This is a genomic window from Sinorhizobium sp. P24N7, assembly GCF_042436655.1.
Classification (GTDB): Bacteria; Pseudomonadota; Alphaproteobacteria; order Rhizobiales; family Rhizobiaceae; genus Sinorhizobium; species Sinorhizobium meliloti_A.
This window is the reverse complement of record NZ_JBHMIW010000016.1, coordinates 119,806-133,252: the sequence shown is the minus strand read 5'-3', so window position 1 is coordinate 133,252 and position 13,447 is coordinate 119,806. Positions and strand designations below refer to the sequence as shown.

The following is a 13,447-nucleotide window of genomic DNA, read 5'->3' as shown; positions in this document are numbered from 1 at the left end:
ATGTTCGGGTGGAGCGAAGAATTACCGTTCGTCGCCGTCGTCGGCCTTCGACTCGTCGTCAGCGACCGGGATCGCATAGGAACCGGACAGCCAGCGATTGAGATCGACGTTACGGCACCGCTCGGAGCAGAAGGGATAATGCTCGCGCACGGACGGACGTCCACACTCCGCGCAGGGACGCGTTGCGCGCAGGGGTTCTACGTTCGACCCGTTTTTCTTGCCTTCGCCGCGCATCCTCTCAGCCTTCCAGCCAACGATCGTGCACGTCGTACCCTTCGCCGACGAGTAGATTGACGGTCTCATAGAGCGGCAAGCCTACCACATTGGTGTAGGAGCCGACCAGCTTCACGACGAAACCTCCGGCAATTCCCTGGATACCATATCCCCCGGCCTTGCCGCGCCACTGGCCGGAAGCGAGATAGCTCTCGATGTCGAGCGTGGAAAGGCGTTTGAAGCGCACCTTGGTATCGATCACCTTCTGGCGAAGCGTGCGGTCGGGCGTGACGAGGCAGATGCCCGTATAGACGCGGTGGCTGCGGCCCGACAGAAGATGCAATGCGCTCGACGCCTCGCTCACCAGTTCCGGCTTCGGCAGGATACGGCGGCCGACGCAAACGACGGTGTCGGCTGCGAGAATGTAGCTGCCGTCCCAGGCCGGGTCGCCGGTAATCGCAGAAAGCGCCGCCTTCGCCTTTTCAGCCGAGAGCCGCCGCGCAAGCGAGCGGGGGTGTTCCGAACGCTTCGGCGTTTCGTCCAGGTCCATAGGCATGAGGCGCGCGGGCTCGATTCCCGCCTGCGCCAGGAGCTCGACACGACGCGGCGATCCGGACGCCAGTATCAGTTTCTTGGTCACTGCCATCGATGCGAGCCGTTATTCCCGGAGTTTGTGCCATGCTCGTGCATATCGCTGCCCAAAATCGCTCAGCACTTTTGGGCGACGTGCATTCGGCCGGGGCCTACTTGAAGCGGTAGGTGATGCGACCCTTCGTCAGGTCATAGGGCGTCATCTCGACGAGGACCTTGTCGCCGGCCAGAACGCGGATACGGTTCTTGCGCATGCGGCCCGCCGTGTGGGCGATGATCTCGTGCTCGTTTTCAAGCTTCACGCGAAAAGTCGCGTTGGGAAGCAATTCGGTGACCACGCCCGGAAATTCTAGGACTTCTTCTTTCGCCATGCAGGACTGTTCTTTCTCGTGCTCAATAGCGGATGCAACAGGCATCCTCGAAAAGTTGCCGGAAACTACACAATCGCCGCGGCTTTGTGAACCGCTTTGATCAGGCTTTTTCGGGTACCCGATCATCACGCATCGAATCGCGGCGCGAGGATCGGAATCATGCCTCCGGAGGACTGCCTTTCTGGGGGCTTTCCACGGCGAGACGGCTTGCGATCAGCGTCGCGAGATGATCGCGCACCGCCCGGTAGGCGGCCACGATCTGCTCCCGTGTGCCGGTCGCAACAGTCGGGTCGGGTGTCGGCCAGTATACCACATCCACGGCCATGGATCGGGTCAATTCAAGGGCCATGTGGTGGGCTTCGGGCGCCAGCGTCACGATGAGGTCGAAGTAATCGTCTTCGAGCTCTTCGAGCGTGCGCGGCTGATGCCGGCCGATCGTCAGCCCGACCTCTTCGAGAACCACGTCTACGAAGGGATCCCGCTCGCCCTGCCGGACGCCGGCGGAGGCGACGTAGGTCCCCTTCGGAAGCGCCACGCGGGCGAGCGCCTCGGCCATCGGCGAACGGATGGCGTTCATGCCGCACATGAAAAGAACCGAGCGGGGCGCTTTCGATTGCGGCGTGGCGGTCGCGATCATCTCCGCCTCCCCGTCAGCCGCGCCAGTAGAGCACGCAGACGAGCGTGAAGAGCCGGCGCGCCGTATCGAAATCCAGCCTGATCTTGCCCGAGAGCCGGTCCATCAGGGTCTGAGAACCCTCGTTGTGGATGCCGCGCCGCCCCATGTCGATCGCCTCGATCTGGCTCGGCGTCGCCGACCGGATCGCCTGGTAATAGCTTTCGCAGATCATGAAGTAGTCCTTCACGATACGGCGAAAGGGCGTGAGCGAGAGGATGTGGGTGGCGACCTCGGTACCGCCATCCGTCGAAATCCGGAAGACCAGCTTCGCGTCGACCAGCGACAGATTGAGCCGATAGGGGCCGCCGGAATGCCCGACGGGTTCGAACAGGTTATCTTCGAGCAGGTCGAAAATCGCAACCGCGCGCTCATGCTCCACATCCGGCGTCGAGCGGCCGATCGTCTCGTCCAGCACGACATCGCAGAGCCGCAGGTTGCGATCGGCCTTCATCCCTCTTCCCCGAGGTTGAGGCGGATGGCAACCGATCGGGCATGGGCCTCGAGGCCTTCCGATCTTGCCAGCGCGATCGCGGCGGGCCCGAGAATGCGTAACTGATCCGGGCCGAGCCGCAGGATCGAGGTTCGCTTCACATAGTCGAGCACGCCGAGGCCCGAGGAGAACCGCGCCGAACGCGCCGTCGGCAGTACGTGGTTGGAACCGCCCACATAGTCGCCGATGACTTCGGGCGTGTGCCTGCCGATGAAGATCGCACCGGCATTGCGGATCGCGGGAACCATCGAGTCCGGATCGGCCGTCGCCAGTTCGAGATGTTCCGGGGCGATGCGGTTGGCGAGCGGCACGGCCTTGTCGAAATCCGGAACCAGGATCACGGCGCCGAAATCGCGCCAGCTGGCTGCCGCCGTGTCGGCGCGCGGCAGCGTCTTCAACTGACGCTCCACCGCCTTTTCGACCGCATCGCCGAAGGCCGCATCGTCGGTGATCAGGATCGCCTGCGCGCCGGCGTCGTGCTCGGCCTGGGCGAGCAGGTCCGCGGCGATCCAATCCGGATCGTTGTCGCGGTCCGCGATCACCAGCACTTCCGACGGCCCGGCGATCATGTCGATGCCGACCGTGCCGAAAACCTGCCGCTTGGCGGCCGCAACATAGGCATTCCCAGGGCCGACGATCTTCGCAACCGGTTCGATCGTCTCGGTGCCGTAGGCGAGCGCGGCCACGGCCTGCGCGCCGCCAATGCGGTAGATCTCCTCCACACCGGCAAGGCGGGCGGCTGCGAGCACCGCCGGATTGATCGCCCCGCCGCTGGCCGGCACGACCATGACGATGCGCGGCACGCCTGCGACCTTGGCCGGCAGAGCGTTCATCAGAACCGAGCTCGGATAACTCGCCGTGCCGCCGGGCACATAGAGACCGACTGCGTCGATCGGCGTCCAGCGCGAGCCGAGGCCGACGCCCATCTGGTCTTCGTAAATGTCGTCCTTCGGCAATTGCCGCCGGTGATGCGCCTCGATGCGGGTCGCCGCGACTTTCAAAGCACCGAGCACTTCCGGAGCAACCGCGTGGATCGCCGCATCTATTTCCGCCGACGTCACCGCCATGCCCGTGACCGTGAAGTCGATCCCGTCAAAACGCGTGGAATAATCGGCGAGCGCCGCATCTCCGCGGGCGCGGACATCGTCGATGATGGTGCGCACGACGGCGTTGACGTCTTCGGAAACTTCCCGTTTCGTCGTCAGGAACGCGGCGAAATCGCGCTCGAAGCTCGTATCGAGATAGTTCAGCCTGATTGCCAATGCGATGATCCTTTTGGTGGTTGCCGGCGGGGACGCTCAAGCGGGAGTTCTCAAACCGGCGTCCTCAGGCGCCCTCGGGGTGGCGCGGCTTGAACGCCGTCTCCCAGGCGCCGCCGGTATCGGCAAGCTGCACCTCGATGCACTCCACATCGAGCGCGATCGACGCCTCGCCCGCGAGCACGAGTTCGATCGTGCCTTCCGGCCCCTCCCCCTTGACGTCGAAGCGCAGGGCGAGAAGGTCGAGCACCGCTTCCATGTCGGTGCGATCGAAGCCGAGCGACCGCACGGCACTGACGCATTTGAACAGAAGGACGGCACGGCGCCGCTCGAAGCCGCGGCGCTTGCCCTCCGCCTTTTCCCAGGCGAAGCGGTTGACCACCAGGGTGAACTGCCGGCGCCGGGCGTCGTAGGCGATGCCCGCTACCTTGAAGACTGCGTCCTGCACATGGGCGGAGACGACGCCAAGGTCTTCCTCGTCGAGTGCCAGCAGTTTCAAAGCATCCATGCGATTCATCCCGTCCGTTTTCATGCCCCGCATTTTAGCGGGTGATCGCCAAGGACATAGGACGTTGCGCCCGAAACCGCAACGGCTCGAGCGCGGGAAGTGACCGAAAGCGCCACAGCGGCTTTGCGCACCTGATCGGACGCGCCGAGCCGGATCAGTCGCTGACGCGCTCGACATGGGCGCCGCAGCGCGTGAGCTTCTCTTCGAGGCGCTCGAAGCCGCGGTCGAGATGGTAAACGCGCGAGACCATGGTCTCGCCCTCGGCCGCCAGGCCCGCGATGACGAGCGAAACGGAGGCCCTGAGGTCCGTCGCCATGACCGGTGCGCCCTTCAGCCGCGACACGCCCTCGACCTTGGCCGTCTGGCCGGAGAGCGAGATCTTGGCGCCGAGCCGCGCCAGCTCCTGCACATGCATGAAACGGTTTTCGAAGATCGTCTCGGTAATGTGGGAAATGCCGCTCGACCGGGTCATCAGTCCCATGAACTGCGCCTGGAGGTCGGTGGGGAAGCCGGGAAACGGATCGGTAACGATGTCGACCGGCTTGATGCCGGCGCCGTTGCGGACGATGCGGATGCCGTTGTTCGTCTCGCTGATCTCGGCGCCGGCGCGACGGATCGCCTCGAGCGCCGTGTCCAGGAGGCTCGCCTCGGTGTCCTCGAGAATGACGTCGCCGCCCGCCATGGCGACGGCCATGGCATAGGTTCCCGTCTCGATGCGATCGGGCAGCACGCGATGACGGGCTCCCGAGAGCGAGCGCACGCCCTCGATGGTGACGGTGCTCGTCCCCTGCCCGCTGATCTTCGCGCCCATGGCGTTCAGGCATTTGGCAAGGTCGACGACTTCGGGCTCGCGTGCGGCATTGCCGAGCACGGTCGTGCCGTTGGCCAGCGTTGCCGCCATCATCAGCACATGCGTCGCGCCGACGGAAACTTTCGGGAACACGTAGCGCGCACCGATGAGCCCGCCTGCCGGTGCGGTGGCGTTGACGTAGCCGCCATCGATCTCGATATTGGCACCAAGTGCTGCCAGCCCCTCGATGAAGAGATCGACCGGACGCGTTCCGATGGCGCAGCCGCCCGGCAGAGACACCCGCGCCTTGCCTTCGCGGGCGAGCAGCGGCCCGATGACCCAGAAGCTCGCGCGCATCTTCGAGACGAGTTCATAAGGCGCCGTCGTCGAAACGATGTTGCGGCTGGTGAAATGAACCGTGCGGGCATAGCTCTCGCCCTGGCGCTCGCGCCGGCCATTGACGGAAATGTCGGCACCATGATTGCCCAGGATACGGATCAATTGCTCGACATCGGCCAGATGCGGGACGTTTTCGAGCGTCAGCGTGTCGTCAGTCAGGAGCGACGCGATCATCAGCGGCAAGGCGGCGTTCTTCGCGCCGGAGATGGGGATCACCCCGTGGAGTTCGTTTCCGCCTACAATCCTGATGCGATCCATGAGACCTCTCGAACGGGCGCTGCCCGCCTTTCTGGAAAATCGATGCCGATCCGGCATTGTTGAAGGGCGTCTCTTTAGTGGAGATGCGGTGAAATTAGAAGTGCCTTGAAATGCGGGGGTGCAGGGAAGCGAAGACCCGGACGGCCCCGCCTGCCGCCGGTTGCAGGACCTAATCTTCCGATTCGTCCGTTTTTGCGGCAGGCAGTCCGGATGTCTCGTCCGCAGCACCCGCCCGGCGCGCACGCATCTGCTGCTTGCGCCGCTGGAGATTGTCGCGAAGGTTCTTCGCCAGACGCAGCCGCCTCGCCTCGGCCTCGCTCGAATGCCCTGCGCCCTTTGCCCGCCCCGGCACATGCTTATTGTTGTCGTCGCTCTGCATGGCCATCCATTACCGCAAAACCAGGAGCTTCGGAAGCGGCAAGCCGGCCGGGTGAGAGCGAAATCGGGGAAAACCGCGAAGCTGCTTCCGAGCCGGTCCGTGCCGCAACAGGCCGCAACGGAAGAGCTTGAGCGCCCCGGACCGTGTGAGCCCGCCACCTTCCCGGCGCGGCCCGCCCAAAAACTTCGAAATGCGGCTTGCGCTCTCCCTCAAGCTATGGCAATAGGCCCCTCGCCTGATGCGGCTTGTCACGAAGCGCCGCCGGATGCTGCTATAGCTCAGGGGTAGAGCACTCCCTTGGTAAGGGAGAGGCCGAGAGTTCAAATCTCTCTAGCAGCACCATTAATCTCCTAAAGAAATTAAGTACTTCCGGCCTTCCTACAAAACGCCCAACTCACCAACATACAGCAGTTTGGGCGCTATTTGGGGCACTCAAGGAAAAGTGGACGTCGCACCCGATCTCGCGCACCCTCGCCGAAACGACGGTTTTGCCATGCCCCAGTTCTTCGCCCGCGCCACGACGGCGGCGATCGCCGTCGCGAGATAGGTGCCGCTGACCTGGCCGCGCATCCACTCGTAGGTCCGGGTCTGCAGCGTTTCCGGCGTCTGGATATTGGCGCGCTCGACGGCTTCGGTATTGGCCGAACGCCGCTGCGTGTAGGCGCCGGACGACGGCCCTGCCGCGCGCCCGTTTTCGAGCGCTGCAATACCCGGGTTGCGCGTGCGATCCGCAAGTGTGTCCTGATAGCCGGGGATGACTACGGAGGCGACCGGCTGACCCGGGCGCATGATGTCGTCGACCAGCGCCGCTATTTCTTGCCACGAGAAACAGTACCGTTTGGTTTCAGGGGCGATCAATGGTAGTCGTGTGGTAAGATGGTCGGAATTTGCGCCGATCAGCGTGAGGCATGATTGGAATGAGCGAATATAGGTTTCAAATAGAAAACAGCTACACGCCGGAAACGCTGCCTATGGACCGGCTTGCGGAGTACATGGCGGCGTATGCCCGTTTGCTTGGCGAAACCGCCAATGTTCATTTTCAGAGTGTCGAGACGGGTTCTGCTATTCTTGTCGCCGCAGTGGATGAACCAGCGCAGCCGAAGGTGCAGGACAGGGTGCTGAGTCTTCAGCGGGGGAGCGCGCCCAAGGATGCCCTCAAGGCGTTTGACGAACTTGATGAGATGCTGCGCAAGGACAATGCAACCGGCGAACTGAGCGGGAACGATGGCGCTGTCATTTTGCCGTTTCCTGGTCGTACCCGACCGGAGCCCCTTGTCTTTGGGCCGATCCGGCAGGAAGGCAGTCTAGAGGGGCAGGTCATTCGTGTCGGTGGTAAGGATGACACCATCCCGGTTCACCTGCGCGATGGTGCCACCATCCATAGCGGTCTCAATGCTACAGCCGACCTCGCCCGGAAGATTGCACAGCATCTTCTCGGCCCGACCTTGCGGGTTTACGGCAGTGGGACATGGTATCGGGAAGCCGATGGCAGTTGGGTTTTGAAGAGCTTCAAGATCACCGATTTTGAAGTTCTGGGCGACGAGCCTCTGGAAGAGGTGGTTGCTTCCCTGCGAAAGATCAAAGGAAGCACCTGGAACGAGGTTCCCGATCCTGTTCGTGCACTCCTTGAAGATCGTCATGGTGGCGGAGACGCGAATTGATTGTTGCCTTCGACGCCAACATACTTGTCTACCTCTTCGATGAAAGTGCCAACGCGCCGACCTGCAAAACCACTGGCCTGCCAGTCGAGCGTTGCCGCGAGCGTGTCGAGTATCTGATCGCAACCCTCCAGCGGGAAAAGACGAAGATCATCATCCCCACGCCCTCGCTCGCCGAAAGCCTTGTTAGGGCGCAGGACGGAGCACCGGAACGTCTCTCGATCATCAAGAGAAGCAAGCATTTCCGCATCTCGCCTTTTGATGAGCGTGCGGCGGTAGAATACGCAGCAATGCAGGTTGAGCGCCGCCAGAGCGGGACGAAATCTGCAACGGTGTCAAAGGCGAAAGCCAAGTTCGATGACCAGATCGTCGCCATAGCCGCTATCGAGGGCGCGACGGTCATCTATTCTGATGACGGGGACATCAAGAAACTGGCTGGCTCGAAATTCGAGGTCTTGGGCATCGAAGACTTGCAACTTCCGCCCGAAGATGACCAGACATCATTCAGTTTTGAGCCGCCCACAATCGATGAAAATGGCACGGAAGACAGCGAGTAATCGCCGGGTCATCCGTAATTCCTCAGTTGCTGGGAATGCCTTCGGACAAACTCTGTCGATCCGAAGGCCAAGGGCTCTCCCGCCTTGCTGCCGACCTGGGCGGAGTTGGGAGCAGGACAACTAACCCTGTGCTATTAATTGCAAGTGCGTCCCGTATGAACGTCCCGACCCGGGATAAGGATGCAGACACGTCGGCAGGAAGTCGTATCAGCAACGCCTTCAAGACCGCCTGCAAACGTGCAGGGCTTGGCTGGACTGTCCAGGCAAGGACGCTCGATCAGCGAAAACGAGATCACAAGCGGAGCGTCGAGCGACTTGGCCGGGGTTTTCGAGCCTTTGCGCCACGTTCACCGCATCGCCTATTACAGTGAACTCGCTGTGGACGCCGCTGTCCAGAACGCCTCCGACGACCGTGCCGTAATGCGGGCCGATGACGGCATCGAAGCCGGGATGGGGACGCAGCGGCATCCCGCCGCGTCCCCATCGGAGCTACTTCACTTCGGTGACGGTCAGCTTGCCGTCTACGCGTTCGGCAACGAATTCGATCTGGTCGCCTTCCTTCAGCTTCGACAGCAGGGCTTCGTCCTTGACCCTGAAGACCATCGTCATGGCAGGCATTTCGAGAGCCTTCAGCTCCTCATGCTTCAGCGTGACCTTCTTCGCCTTGGCATCGACCTTCTTGACGGTGGCTTTGGTGAAGTCGCCGGTGATGGCGCCGTAGGCCGTGCCGAGAGCGAGGGCGAAGGCCAGTGTGAATTTGACAGTCGTTTTCATGTGAGACCCTTTCCTGAGGATTTATTTCCGTGCGGCAGTCACGTCGCCGTGCATGCCCGCGTCGTAGTGACCCGGCACCAGGCACGCGATCTTGAAAGCGCCGGCATTGGTGAATTTCCAGACGATCTCGCCCGACCTTCCGGGGGCGAGACGGATCGGTTGGTTGAAGATCGTCATGCGCTATCATCCGTGTTTGGAGTGCTTCGGCGTGATCCGCGTCTTTGCGTCATCGGCCCTGGTCCAGTCCGGAAGCTCGCCCGTCCACTCCCAGGCCTGCGTTCCGGGCGGGTTTTCGTACCAGCCGGGATCGGAGTAATCGTCCGCCGAGATGCCCTCGCGCACCTTGACGACGGAGAACATGCCGCCCATTTCGATCGGCCCGTGCGGACCCCAGCCGGTCATCATGGGTATGGTGTTTTCGGGAATCTCCATCTCCATCTTGCCCATGTCGGACATGCCGGCCGTACCCATCGGCATGTATTCCGGGTGGACCTTCCGGATCTTTTCCGCGACCTCCTTTTTGTCGACGGCGATAAAGGTCGGGATGTCGTGTCCCATGGCGTTCATCGTGTGGTGCGACTTGTGGCAGTGGATCGCCCAGTCGCCCGCGTATTTGGCGTCGAATTCGTAGGCGCGCATGGCGCCGACCGGAATGTCGATGCTGACCTCCGGCCAGCGTGCCTCCGCTCGGACCCAGCCGCCGTCGGTACATGTGACCTCGAAGTCGTAGCCGTGCATGTGGATCGGGTGGTTGGTCATGGTGAGATTGCCGACCCGCACGCGCACGCGGTCGTTCCTGGAAACGACCAGCGGGCTGATGCCCGGGAAGATGCGGCTGTTCCAGCACCACATATTGAAGTCGGTCATTTCCATGACACGCGGCACGTAGGAGCCCGGCTCGATGTCGTAGGCGTTGAGCAGAAACACGAAATCCCGGTCTACCGGCATGAATTTCGGATCCTTGGGGTGGATCACGAAGAAGCCCATCATCCCCATCGCCATCTGCACCATCTCGTCGGAATGCGGGTGGTACATGAAGGTGCCCGACTTCACGAGATCGAACTCGTAGACGAAAGTCTTGCCGGGCGGGATGTGCGGCTGCGACAGCCCGCCGACGCCGTCCATGCCGGATGGCAGGATCATGCCGTGCCAGTGGATCGTCGTCGGCTCCGGCAGCTTGTTGGTGACGAAGATGCGGACCCGATCGCCTTCGACCGCCTCGATCGTCGGACCTGGCGACTGGCCGTTATAGCCCCAGAGATAGGCGGTCATGCCCTCCGCCATCTCGCGCTCGACCGGCTCGGCGACGAGATGGAACTCCTTGACGCCGCTGTTCATCCGGTGGGGTGCGGTCCAGCCGTTGATGGTCACCACCGGGTTGTAGTCAGGCCCGGAGGAAGGCCGGACGGGGGCTTGCGTATCCGCCGTCTCCATGAATGCCGCCTCGGGCAGGCCCATATTCGACGTTTTCGCCCAGGCGGCGGTGGAAACCAGTGCGGCGCTCGCGCCGAGTAACTGTCGTCTGTTGAACATTTTGCGTGCCTTTCTCATTCGCCGTTTTCGGCGGCCGCCGCGACCTCGGTTTCGCGGGAGGCCGCGCCCCCGCCGTAGATCGCCGGAGCCAGATCCGCCTCGGCCAGCCCGAAGTCGCGCTTGGCATTGATCGCGAGCAGGATCGCATTGACCTTTTCGCGGCTGTCGGCGAGCAGTTCGAAGGTGCTGGTGATCATCCCGTTGTAGGTGAGGAGTGACTGTTCCTCGATTTCGGTGCGCAGCGGCACGACGCTGCTGCGGTAGTGCCGGGCGATGTCGTAGTTGGCGCGGTAGGCCTGATAGGCCGAGCGTGCTTCCGAGCGGACATTGACGGCCTTTTCGGCGAGAAGGTTCGCCGCCCGCATATAGGCGAGCTCGGCCTTGCGCATGCGCGCTTTGCCGCTGTCGAAGATGGGAATGACGAATTCGAGATCGGCCCGGCCCGTCGTCTCCGACGAGATGTCGCCGTCCTCCTTTGCCCGCTCGGTCTCGAAGCCGGCGAGGAGGTTGAGGTCGGTGACGTAGCGGGTGGCCTCGGTCAGATTGTAGGATCTGGCCGTCGCCTCCAGATCGAGCTTCGCAATCTGGAGATCGACCCGCCGCCGCAGAGCTTCCGCCTCGATCTGGTCGCGCTTCATCAGACCCTTCGGCAGGGGAGCCAGCCGGTTCGGCACCTGGAATTTGACGTCCGAACCCCAGAGGCCCATCAACCGCGTCAGTTCCTCCTTGGCCAGACGCGCCTGGAGCCGCGCCTTGGCCCCCTCTCCCGCCAGTTCGGCGTAGAAGACATGCTCGCGGGCCTGCGCCCCCTTTGTCATGGCCCCGCTCTCCCCGAGCTTTTCGGCAAGCGCGGACGCTGCGTCGGCCGCCGCCTGCGCCCGGTTGAGCTGGCCCACCGTTTCCCAAGCCGCTACGGCATTGATCCAGGCGCGCCGCGTCTCGGAAGCAAGCTGCAAGGTGCGCGAAGCGGCATCCAACTGCGCCTTCCGGAACTCGGTGTCGGCGAGCGCGATATTCCTGTCGCGCGTGACGAGCGCAAGAATATTGGAGACGATCGCGCTCTCGACCGTCCGGAATGCCGTAAGCCCCGGCGTGCCGATGCCCGTCAGCCCGACACCCACGGTCGGGTTGACGAGCATTGTCGCCTGCCAGGCGTCGGACGCGGAATCGCCGAGATCGGCATAGGCCGCCTGCAGCCCCTTGTTGTTGAGCAGCGCGACCTGGACTGCCGTCTCGACGTCGATCGACTTCTTCGCCATCAGCGCCTTCACCCGCTTGGAGACGGATCGGGCCTGTTCCTGGTTCTGCACCCACACGGTCTGCTTGCCGGCGGCTTCGGCCGTTGTCGCCGCGACCAGGGAAAATCCGGCATTCTTAACTGCGTACTCGCCAGCCGTAACGCAGCCGCCGAGCACCAGCGGCAGTGCGAGCGTCGCCGCCAGTCTCATCTTGGCTTTCATCATGATCCGCCTCCTTTCGGAGCCTGCGCATCATTCTGGTCGCGCCATGGTTTGGGATCGACGGCCCTGCGGTCCGTATAGCCCGCGACAGGACTCGTATAGGCAACGGGGCGCACCCCGGCATCGCTGGCCGGGAGTTCGCCCGAGGCGATCACATCGGGAGGCAAGATGGCGGCGCAACCGCTCGCAAAAAGCGGCAGGACGGCCACGAAAAGCAGATGTTTCATGGATTTATCCGAATAGGAGATTGCGGCAGCGCTCGAGAGCAAGGCTTGCTCGCGAACACGCGTTCGACCCGTCAAGCGGACGGGCGCATCCTATTCAGGCGCTTGGGGGGCGGTGCAGCAGCGGCAATTCGCCCGTGGTCCCGGCCTCGTCGACGAATTCCCGGACGGGGGATAGGCGGGGTCTGCCAATAGCGTCGGTCCCCGCCAGAATCGCCATGCCGGCACAAACGTCTTTACAGCATTGCTGCTTCGCGGGCTTCTGGTCGCCTTCGGCAGAGGAGTCCTGATCGCCGTGCGAATGCGCGCCGCTCGCCATATCGGAATGATCGCGCGACTGCGCAATTTCAGACTGGGACCAGTCGCCGTGCATGGCTGCGGAGGAACTCGGCAATGCATATGCCGCCAGTGACACGAAAATCACCAGGCGGAACAGAATCAACAGCTTCTGCGTCGTGATTCGAAGCATGCCCATGTTCAATGCCTATTATCGGGCCCAAAATTTTCAATCTTCAGCTCACGTTGACGCGCAAGGCGCATCGAGTGTGGCGCGGCCACAACGGGCGAACTTCGCCGCTGCAACCCGATTTTCAAGTTCTAGGGCTTACAACGATGGCAAGGTCAATCGGAAAAAATTCAGGGAAGAGAAGCAATTGAAAGCCTCAGGTGGCGTGGCATGCCCGCCACGGTCAGGAGATTGTTAACCATATTCTCCGTTCCTCGGGGAACAGTCCGACCGGCGCCACAGGAATAACTCTATTCCGCGGTCTTTCGCACGTGCAACCAAGCAACGATCGGAGAAGATGGACATGATCAAATCGGGTCTCGGCGTCACTGTCGCGGTTCTCGCCCTGTCCATCACAGTCAGCGGCATCCTGCATTTTGCGCTGTCCAGCTATCGCCCGGAGGCGAATGCCGCCGTCTCGCACGAAATCACCTCATCGATACCACGATGAAAGAGGCCGCCTTGTCAGGCGCGCAAAGCTCGCACGGGGACATGCGTCATGAAACGCGGCGACGCTGCTCCGGGCCGAAATCTCCCAGCTGAGCCAGAAGTTCGTCGCAGGAACACTTCTTCGTGTCCATCAGGTCGAGAATGCGCTTGGCGGCCCTGTTGGCCTCCACACCATCCCTGCCGACATTGTGCAGAGCGCACCAGATATCGAGCGCTCCGCGCATGACGTCCACGTCATCCGGAGAATAGGCCTGACGCACGAACCCCTCCCAAGGTGTACCTCAACGACCTCATCATGGGGCAATCGGGGGGAAATTCAAGGAAATAGTGAGGTACCGCAATAAGTCATATG

The 13,447-nt window shown here is 62.5% G+C and carries 19 protein-coding genes, 1 tRNA gene and 2 pseudogenes; 4 read left to right on the top strand and 18 right to left on the bottom strand.

Going from position 1 to position 13,447, the window contains the following annotated elements; genetic code table 11:
- Positions 1–21: 21 nt before the first annotated feature.
- From yacG to ACFHWW_RS25675, 9 genes are all read right to left on the bottom strand, one after another.
- A complete protein-coding gene (gene yacG / locus ACFHWW_RS25715; RefSeq protein ID WP_018094182.1) occupies positions 22–234 on the bottom strand; it encodes a DNA gyrase inhibitor YacG in 213 nt (70 codons plus the stop codon).
- 4 nt (positions 235–238) lie between these two features.
- Entirely contained in the window at positions 239–859 is a 621-nt protein-coding gene (locus ACFHWW_RS25710) for a Maf-like protein (RefSeq protein WP_004435951.1), read from the bottom strand.
- 97 nt (positions 860–956) lie between these two features.
- A complete protein-coding gene (infA, locus tag ACFHWW_RS25705) occupies positions 957–1,175 on the bottom strand; it encodes a translation initiation factor IF-1 (RefSeq protein ID WP_004435948.1) in 219 nt (72 codons plus the stop codon).
- 157 nt (positions 1,176–1,332) lie between these two features.
- Positions 1,333–1,812 (bottom strand): low molecular weight phosphatase family protein, encoded by a 480-nt coding sequence (locus tag ACFHWW_RS25700; RefSeq protein WP_275596793.1) that lies wholly within the window; start codon positions 1,810–1,812, stop codon positions 1,333–1,335.
- Positions 1,813–1,825: 13 nt separating this feature from the next.
- The gene (locus ACFHWW_RS25695; RefSeq protein WP_018094178.1) at positions 1,826–2,302 is read right to left on the bottom strand and encodes a UPF0262 family protein; all 477 of its coding nucleotides are present in this window, start codon (positions 2,300–2,302) and stop codon (positions 1,826–1,828) included.
- Positions 2,299–3,603, bottom strand: coding sequence for a histidinol dehydrogenase (hisD, locus tag ACFHWW_RS25690; protein ID WP_275596794.1), 1,305 nt, complete (start codon positions 3,601–3,603; stop codon positions 2,299–2,301). The genes ACFHWW_RS25695 and hisD overlap by 4 nt, the downstream gene beginning before the upstream one ends.
- Positions 3,604–3,667: 64 nt before the next feature.
- Positions 3,668–4,108: a DUF2948 family protein gene (locus ACFHWW_RS25685; protein ID WP_018094176.1), complete on the bottom strand. Its 441-nt coding sequence runs from the start codon at positions 4,106–4,108 to the stop codon at positions 3,668–3,670.
- Between the two features lie 154 nt (positions 4,109–4,262).
- Positions 4,263–5,555, bottom strand: coding sequence for a UDP-N-acetylglucosamine 1-carboxyvinyltransferase (gene murA, locus ACFHWW_RS25680; RefSeq protein WP_275596795.1), 1,293 nt, complete (start codon positions 5,553–5,555; stop codon positions 4,263–4,265).
- 169 nt (positions 5,556–5,724) lie between these two features.
- Positions 5,725–5,940, bottom strand: a complete 216-nt coding sequence (locus tag ACFHWW_RS25675; protein ID WP_018094174.1) for a hypothetical protein — start codon at positions 5,938–5,940, stop codon at positions 5,725–5,727.
- A 261-nt stretch (positions 5,941–6,201) separates the two neighbouring features.
- Here ACFHWW_RS25675 and ACFHWW_RS25670 point away from each other — a divergent pair.
- A tRNA-Thr gene (locus ACFHWW_RS25670) sits at positions 6,202–6,276 on the top strand.
- Positions 6,277–6,366: 90 nt separating this feature from the next.
- Here ACFHWW_RS25670 and ACFHWW_RS25665 read toward each other — a convergent pair.
- Positions 6,367–6,792 (bottom strand): hypothetical protein, encoded by a 426-nt coding sequence (locus tag ACFHWW_RS25665; RefSeq protein ID WP_379941647.1) that lies wholly within the window; start codon positions 6,790–6,792, stop codon positions 6,367–6,369.
- A gap of 59 nt (positions 6,793–6,851) precedes the next feature.
- Between ACFHWW_RS25665 and ACFHWW_RS25660 the strand changes: the two genes are divergently transcribed.
- Together ACFHWW_RS25660 and ACFHWW_RS25655 are read left to right on the top strand one after the other, a co-directional pair.
- Positions 6,852–7,595 (top strand): hypothetical protein, encoded by a 744-nt coding sequence (locus ACFHWW_RS25660; RefSeq protein ID WP_275596797.1) that lies wholly within the window; start codon positions 6,852–6,854, stop codon positions 7,593–7,595.
- Positions 7,592–8,149: a type II toxin-antitoxin system VapC family toxin gene (locus tag ACFHWW_RS25655; RefSeq protein ID WP_275602595.1), complete on the top strand. Its 558-nt coding sequence runs from the start codon at positions 7,592–7,594 to the stop codon at positions 8,147–8,149. Before ACFHWW_RS25660 ends, ACFHWW_RS25655 begins: the two co-directional genes overlap by 4 nt.
- Before the next feature lie 269 nt (positions 8,150–8,418).
- Here the strand turns inward: ACFHWW_RS25655 and ACFHWW_RS25650 are convergent.
- From ACFHWW_RS25650 to ACFHWW_RS25620, 7 genes and pseudogenes are all read right to left on the bottom strand, one after another.
- Positions 8,419–8,602, bottom strand: a pseudogene (locus ACFHWW_RS25650) (adenylate/guanylate cyclase domain-containing protein); the annotation flags it as partial.
- 36 nt (positions 8,603–8,638) lie between these two features.
- The gene (locus ACFHWW_RS25645; RefSeq protein ID WP_379941644.1) at positions 8,639–8,923 is read right to left on the bottom strand and encodes a copper-binding protein; all 285 of its coding nucleotides are present in this window, start codon (positions 8,921–8,923) and stop codon (positions 8,639–8,641) included.
- Positions 8,924–8,944: 21 nt separating this feature from the next.
- A pseudogene (locus ACFHWW_RS25640) lies at positions 8,945–9,079 on the bottom strand (copper oxidase); the annotation flags it as partial.
- 27 nt (positions 9,080–9,106) lie between these two features.
- Positions 9,107–10,456 (bottom strand): multicopper oxidase family protein, encoded by a 1,350-nt coding sequence (locus tag ACFHWW_RS25635; RefSeq protein WP_379941642.1) that lies wholly within the window; start codon positions 10,454–10,456, stop codon positions 9,107–9,109.
- A 14-nt stretch (positions 10,457–10,470) separates the two neighbouring features.
- Positions 10,471–11,919, bottom strand: coding sequence for a TolC family protein (locus ACFHWW_RS25630; RefSeq protein ID WP_379941640.1), 1,449 nt, complete (start codon positions 11,917–11,919; stop codon positions 10,471–10,473).
- Complete coding sequence (locus ACFHWW_RS25625; protein WP_379941638.1) at positions 11,916–12,143, bottom strand: hypothetical protein; 228 nt, start codon at positions 12,141–12,143, stop codon at positions 11,916–11,918. The genes ACFHWW_RS25630 and ACFHWW_RS25625 overlap by 4 nt, the downstream gene beginning before the upstream one ends.
- A 94-nt stretch (positions 12,144–12,237) precedes the next feature.
- Entirely contained in the window at positions 12,238–12,615 is a 378-nt protein-coding gene (locus ACFHWW_RS25620) for a hypothetical protein (RefSeq protein WP_100669635.1), read from the bottom strand.
- Positions 12,616–12,949: 334 nt separating this feature from the next.
- On the opposite strand from ACFHWW_RS25620, the gene ACFHWW_RS25615 reads away from it, so the two are divergent.
- Positions 12,950–13,096 carry a hypothetical protein gene (locus ACFHWW_RS25615; RefSeq protein ID WP_013843957.1) on the top strand — a complete coding sequence of 49 codons (147 nt, stop codon included), beginning with the start codon at positions 12,950–12,952 and terminating at the stop codon, positions 13,094–13,096.
- Positions 13,097–13,142: 46 nt separating this feature from the next.
- Here ACFHWW_RS25615 and ACFHWW_RS25610 read toward each other — a convergent pair whose 3' ends face one another.
- Positions 13,143–13,355, bottom strand: a complete 213-nt coding sequence (locus ACFHWW_RS25610) for a hypothetical protein (RefSeq protein ID WP_004435886.1) — start codon at positions 13,353–13,355, stop codon at positions 13,143–13,145.
- Positions 13,356–13,447 lie beyond the last annotated feature (92 nt).

What these genes read in the sequence shown, in the direction of transcription:
- yacG (WP_018094182.1), bottom strand. Translation starts at nt 234, where the DNA reads ATGCGCGGCGAAGGCAAGAAAAACGGGTCGAACGTAGAACCCCTGCGC.
- ACFHWW_RS25710 (WP_004435951.1), bottom strand. Translation starts at nt 859, where the DNA reads ATGGCAGTGACCAAGAAACTGATACTGGCGTCCGGATCGCCGCGTCGT.
- infA (WP_004435948.1), bottom strand. Translation starts at nt 1,175, where the DNA reads ATGGCGAAAGAAGAAGTCCTAGAATTTCCGGGCGTGGTCACCGAATTG.
- ACFHWW_RS25700 (WP_275596793.1), bottom strand. Translation starts at nt 1,812, where the DNA reads ATGATCGCGACCGCCACGCCGCAATCGAAAGCGCCCCGCTCGGTTCTT.
- ACFHWW_RS25695 (WP_018094178.1), bottom strand. Translation starts at nt 2,302, where the DNA reads ATGAAGGCCGATCGCAACCTGCGGCTCTGCGATGTCGTGCTGGACGAG.
- ACFHWW_RS25685 (WP_018094176.1), bottom strand. Translation starts at nt 4,108, where the DNA reads ATGGATGCTTTGAAACTGCTGGCACTCGACGAGGAAGACCTTGGCGTC.
- murA (WP_275596795.1), bottom strand. Translation starts at nt 5,555, where the DNA reads ATGGATCGCATCAGGATTGTAGGCGGAAACGAACTCCACGGGGTGATC.
- ACFHWW_RS25675 (WP_018094174.1), bottom strand. Translation starts at nt 5,940, where the DNA reads ATGGCCATGCAGAGCGACGACAACAATAAGCATGTGCCGGGGCGGGCA.
- ACFHWW_RS25660 (WP_275596797.1), top strand. Translation starts at nt 6,852, where the DNA reads ATGAGCGAATATAGGTTTCAAATAGAAAACAGCTACACGCCGGAAACG.
- ACFHWW_RS25645 (WP_379941644.1), bottom strand. Translation starts at nt 8,923, where the DNA reads ATGAAAACGACTGTCAAATTCACACTGGCCTTCGCCCTCGCTCTCGGC.
- ACFHWW_RS25635 (WP_379941642.1), bottom strand. Translation starts at nt 10,456, where the DNA reads ATGTTCAACAGACGACAGTTACTCGGCGCGAGCGCCGCACTGGTTTCC.
- ACFHWW_RS25630 (WP_379941640.1), bottom strand. Translation starts at nt 11,919, where the DNA reads ATGATGAAAGCCAAGATGAGACTGGCGGCGACGCTCGCACTGCCGCTG.
- ACFHWW_RS25625 (WP_379941638.1), bottom strand. Translation starts at nt 12,143, where the DNA reads ATGAAACATCTGCTTTTCGTGGCCGTCCTGCCGCTTTTTGCGAGCGGT.
- ACFHWW_RS25620 (WP_100669635.1), bottom strand. Translation starts at nt 12,615, where the DNA reads ATGGGCATGCTTCGAATCACGACGCAGAAGCTGTTGATTCTGTTCCGC.
- ACFHWW_RS25615 (WP_013843957.1), top strand. Translation starts at nt 12,950, where the DNA reads ATGATCAAATCGGGTCTCGGCGTCACTGTCGCGGTTCTCGCCCTGTCC.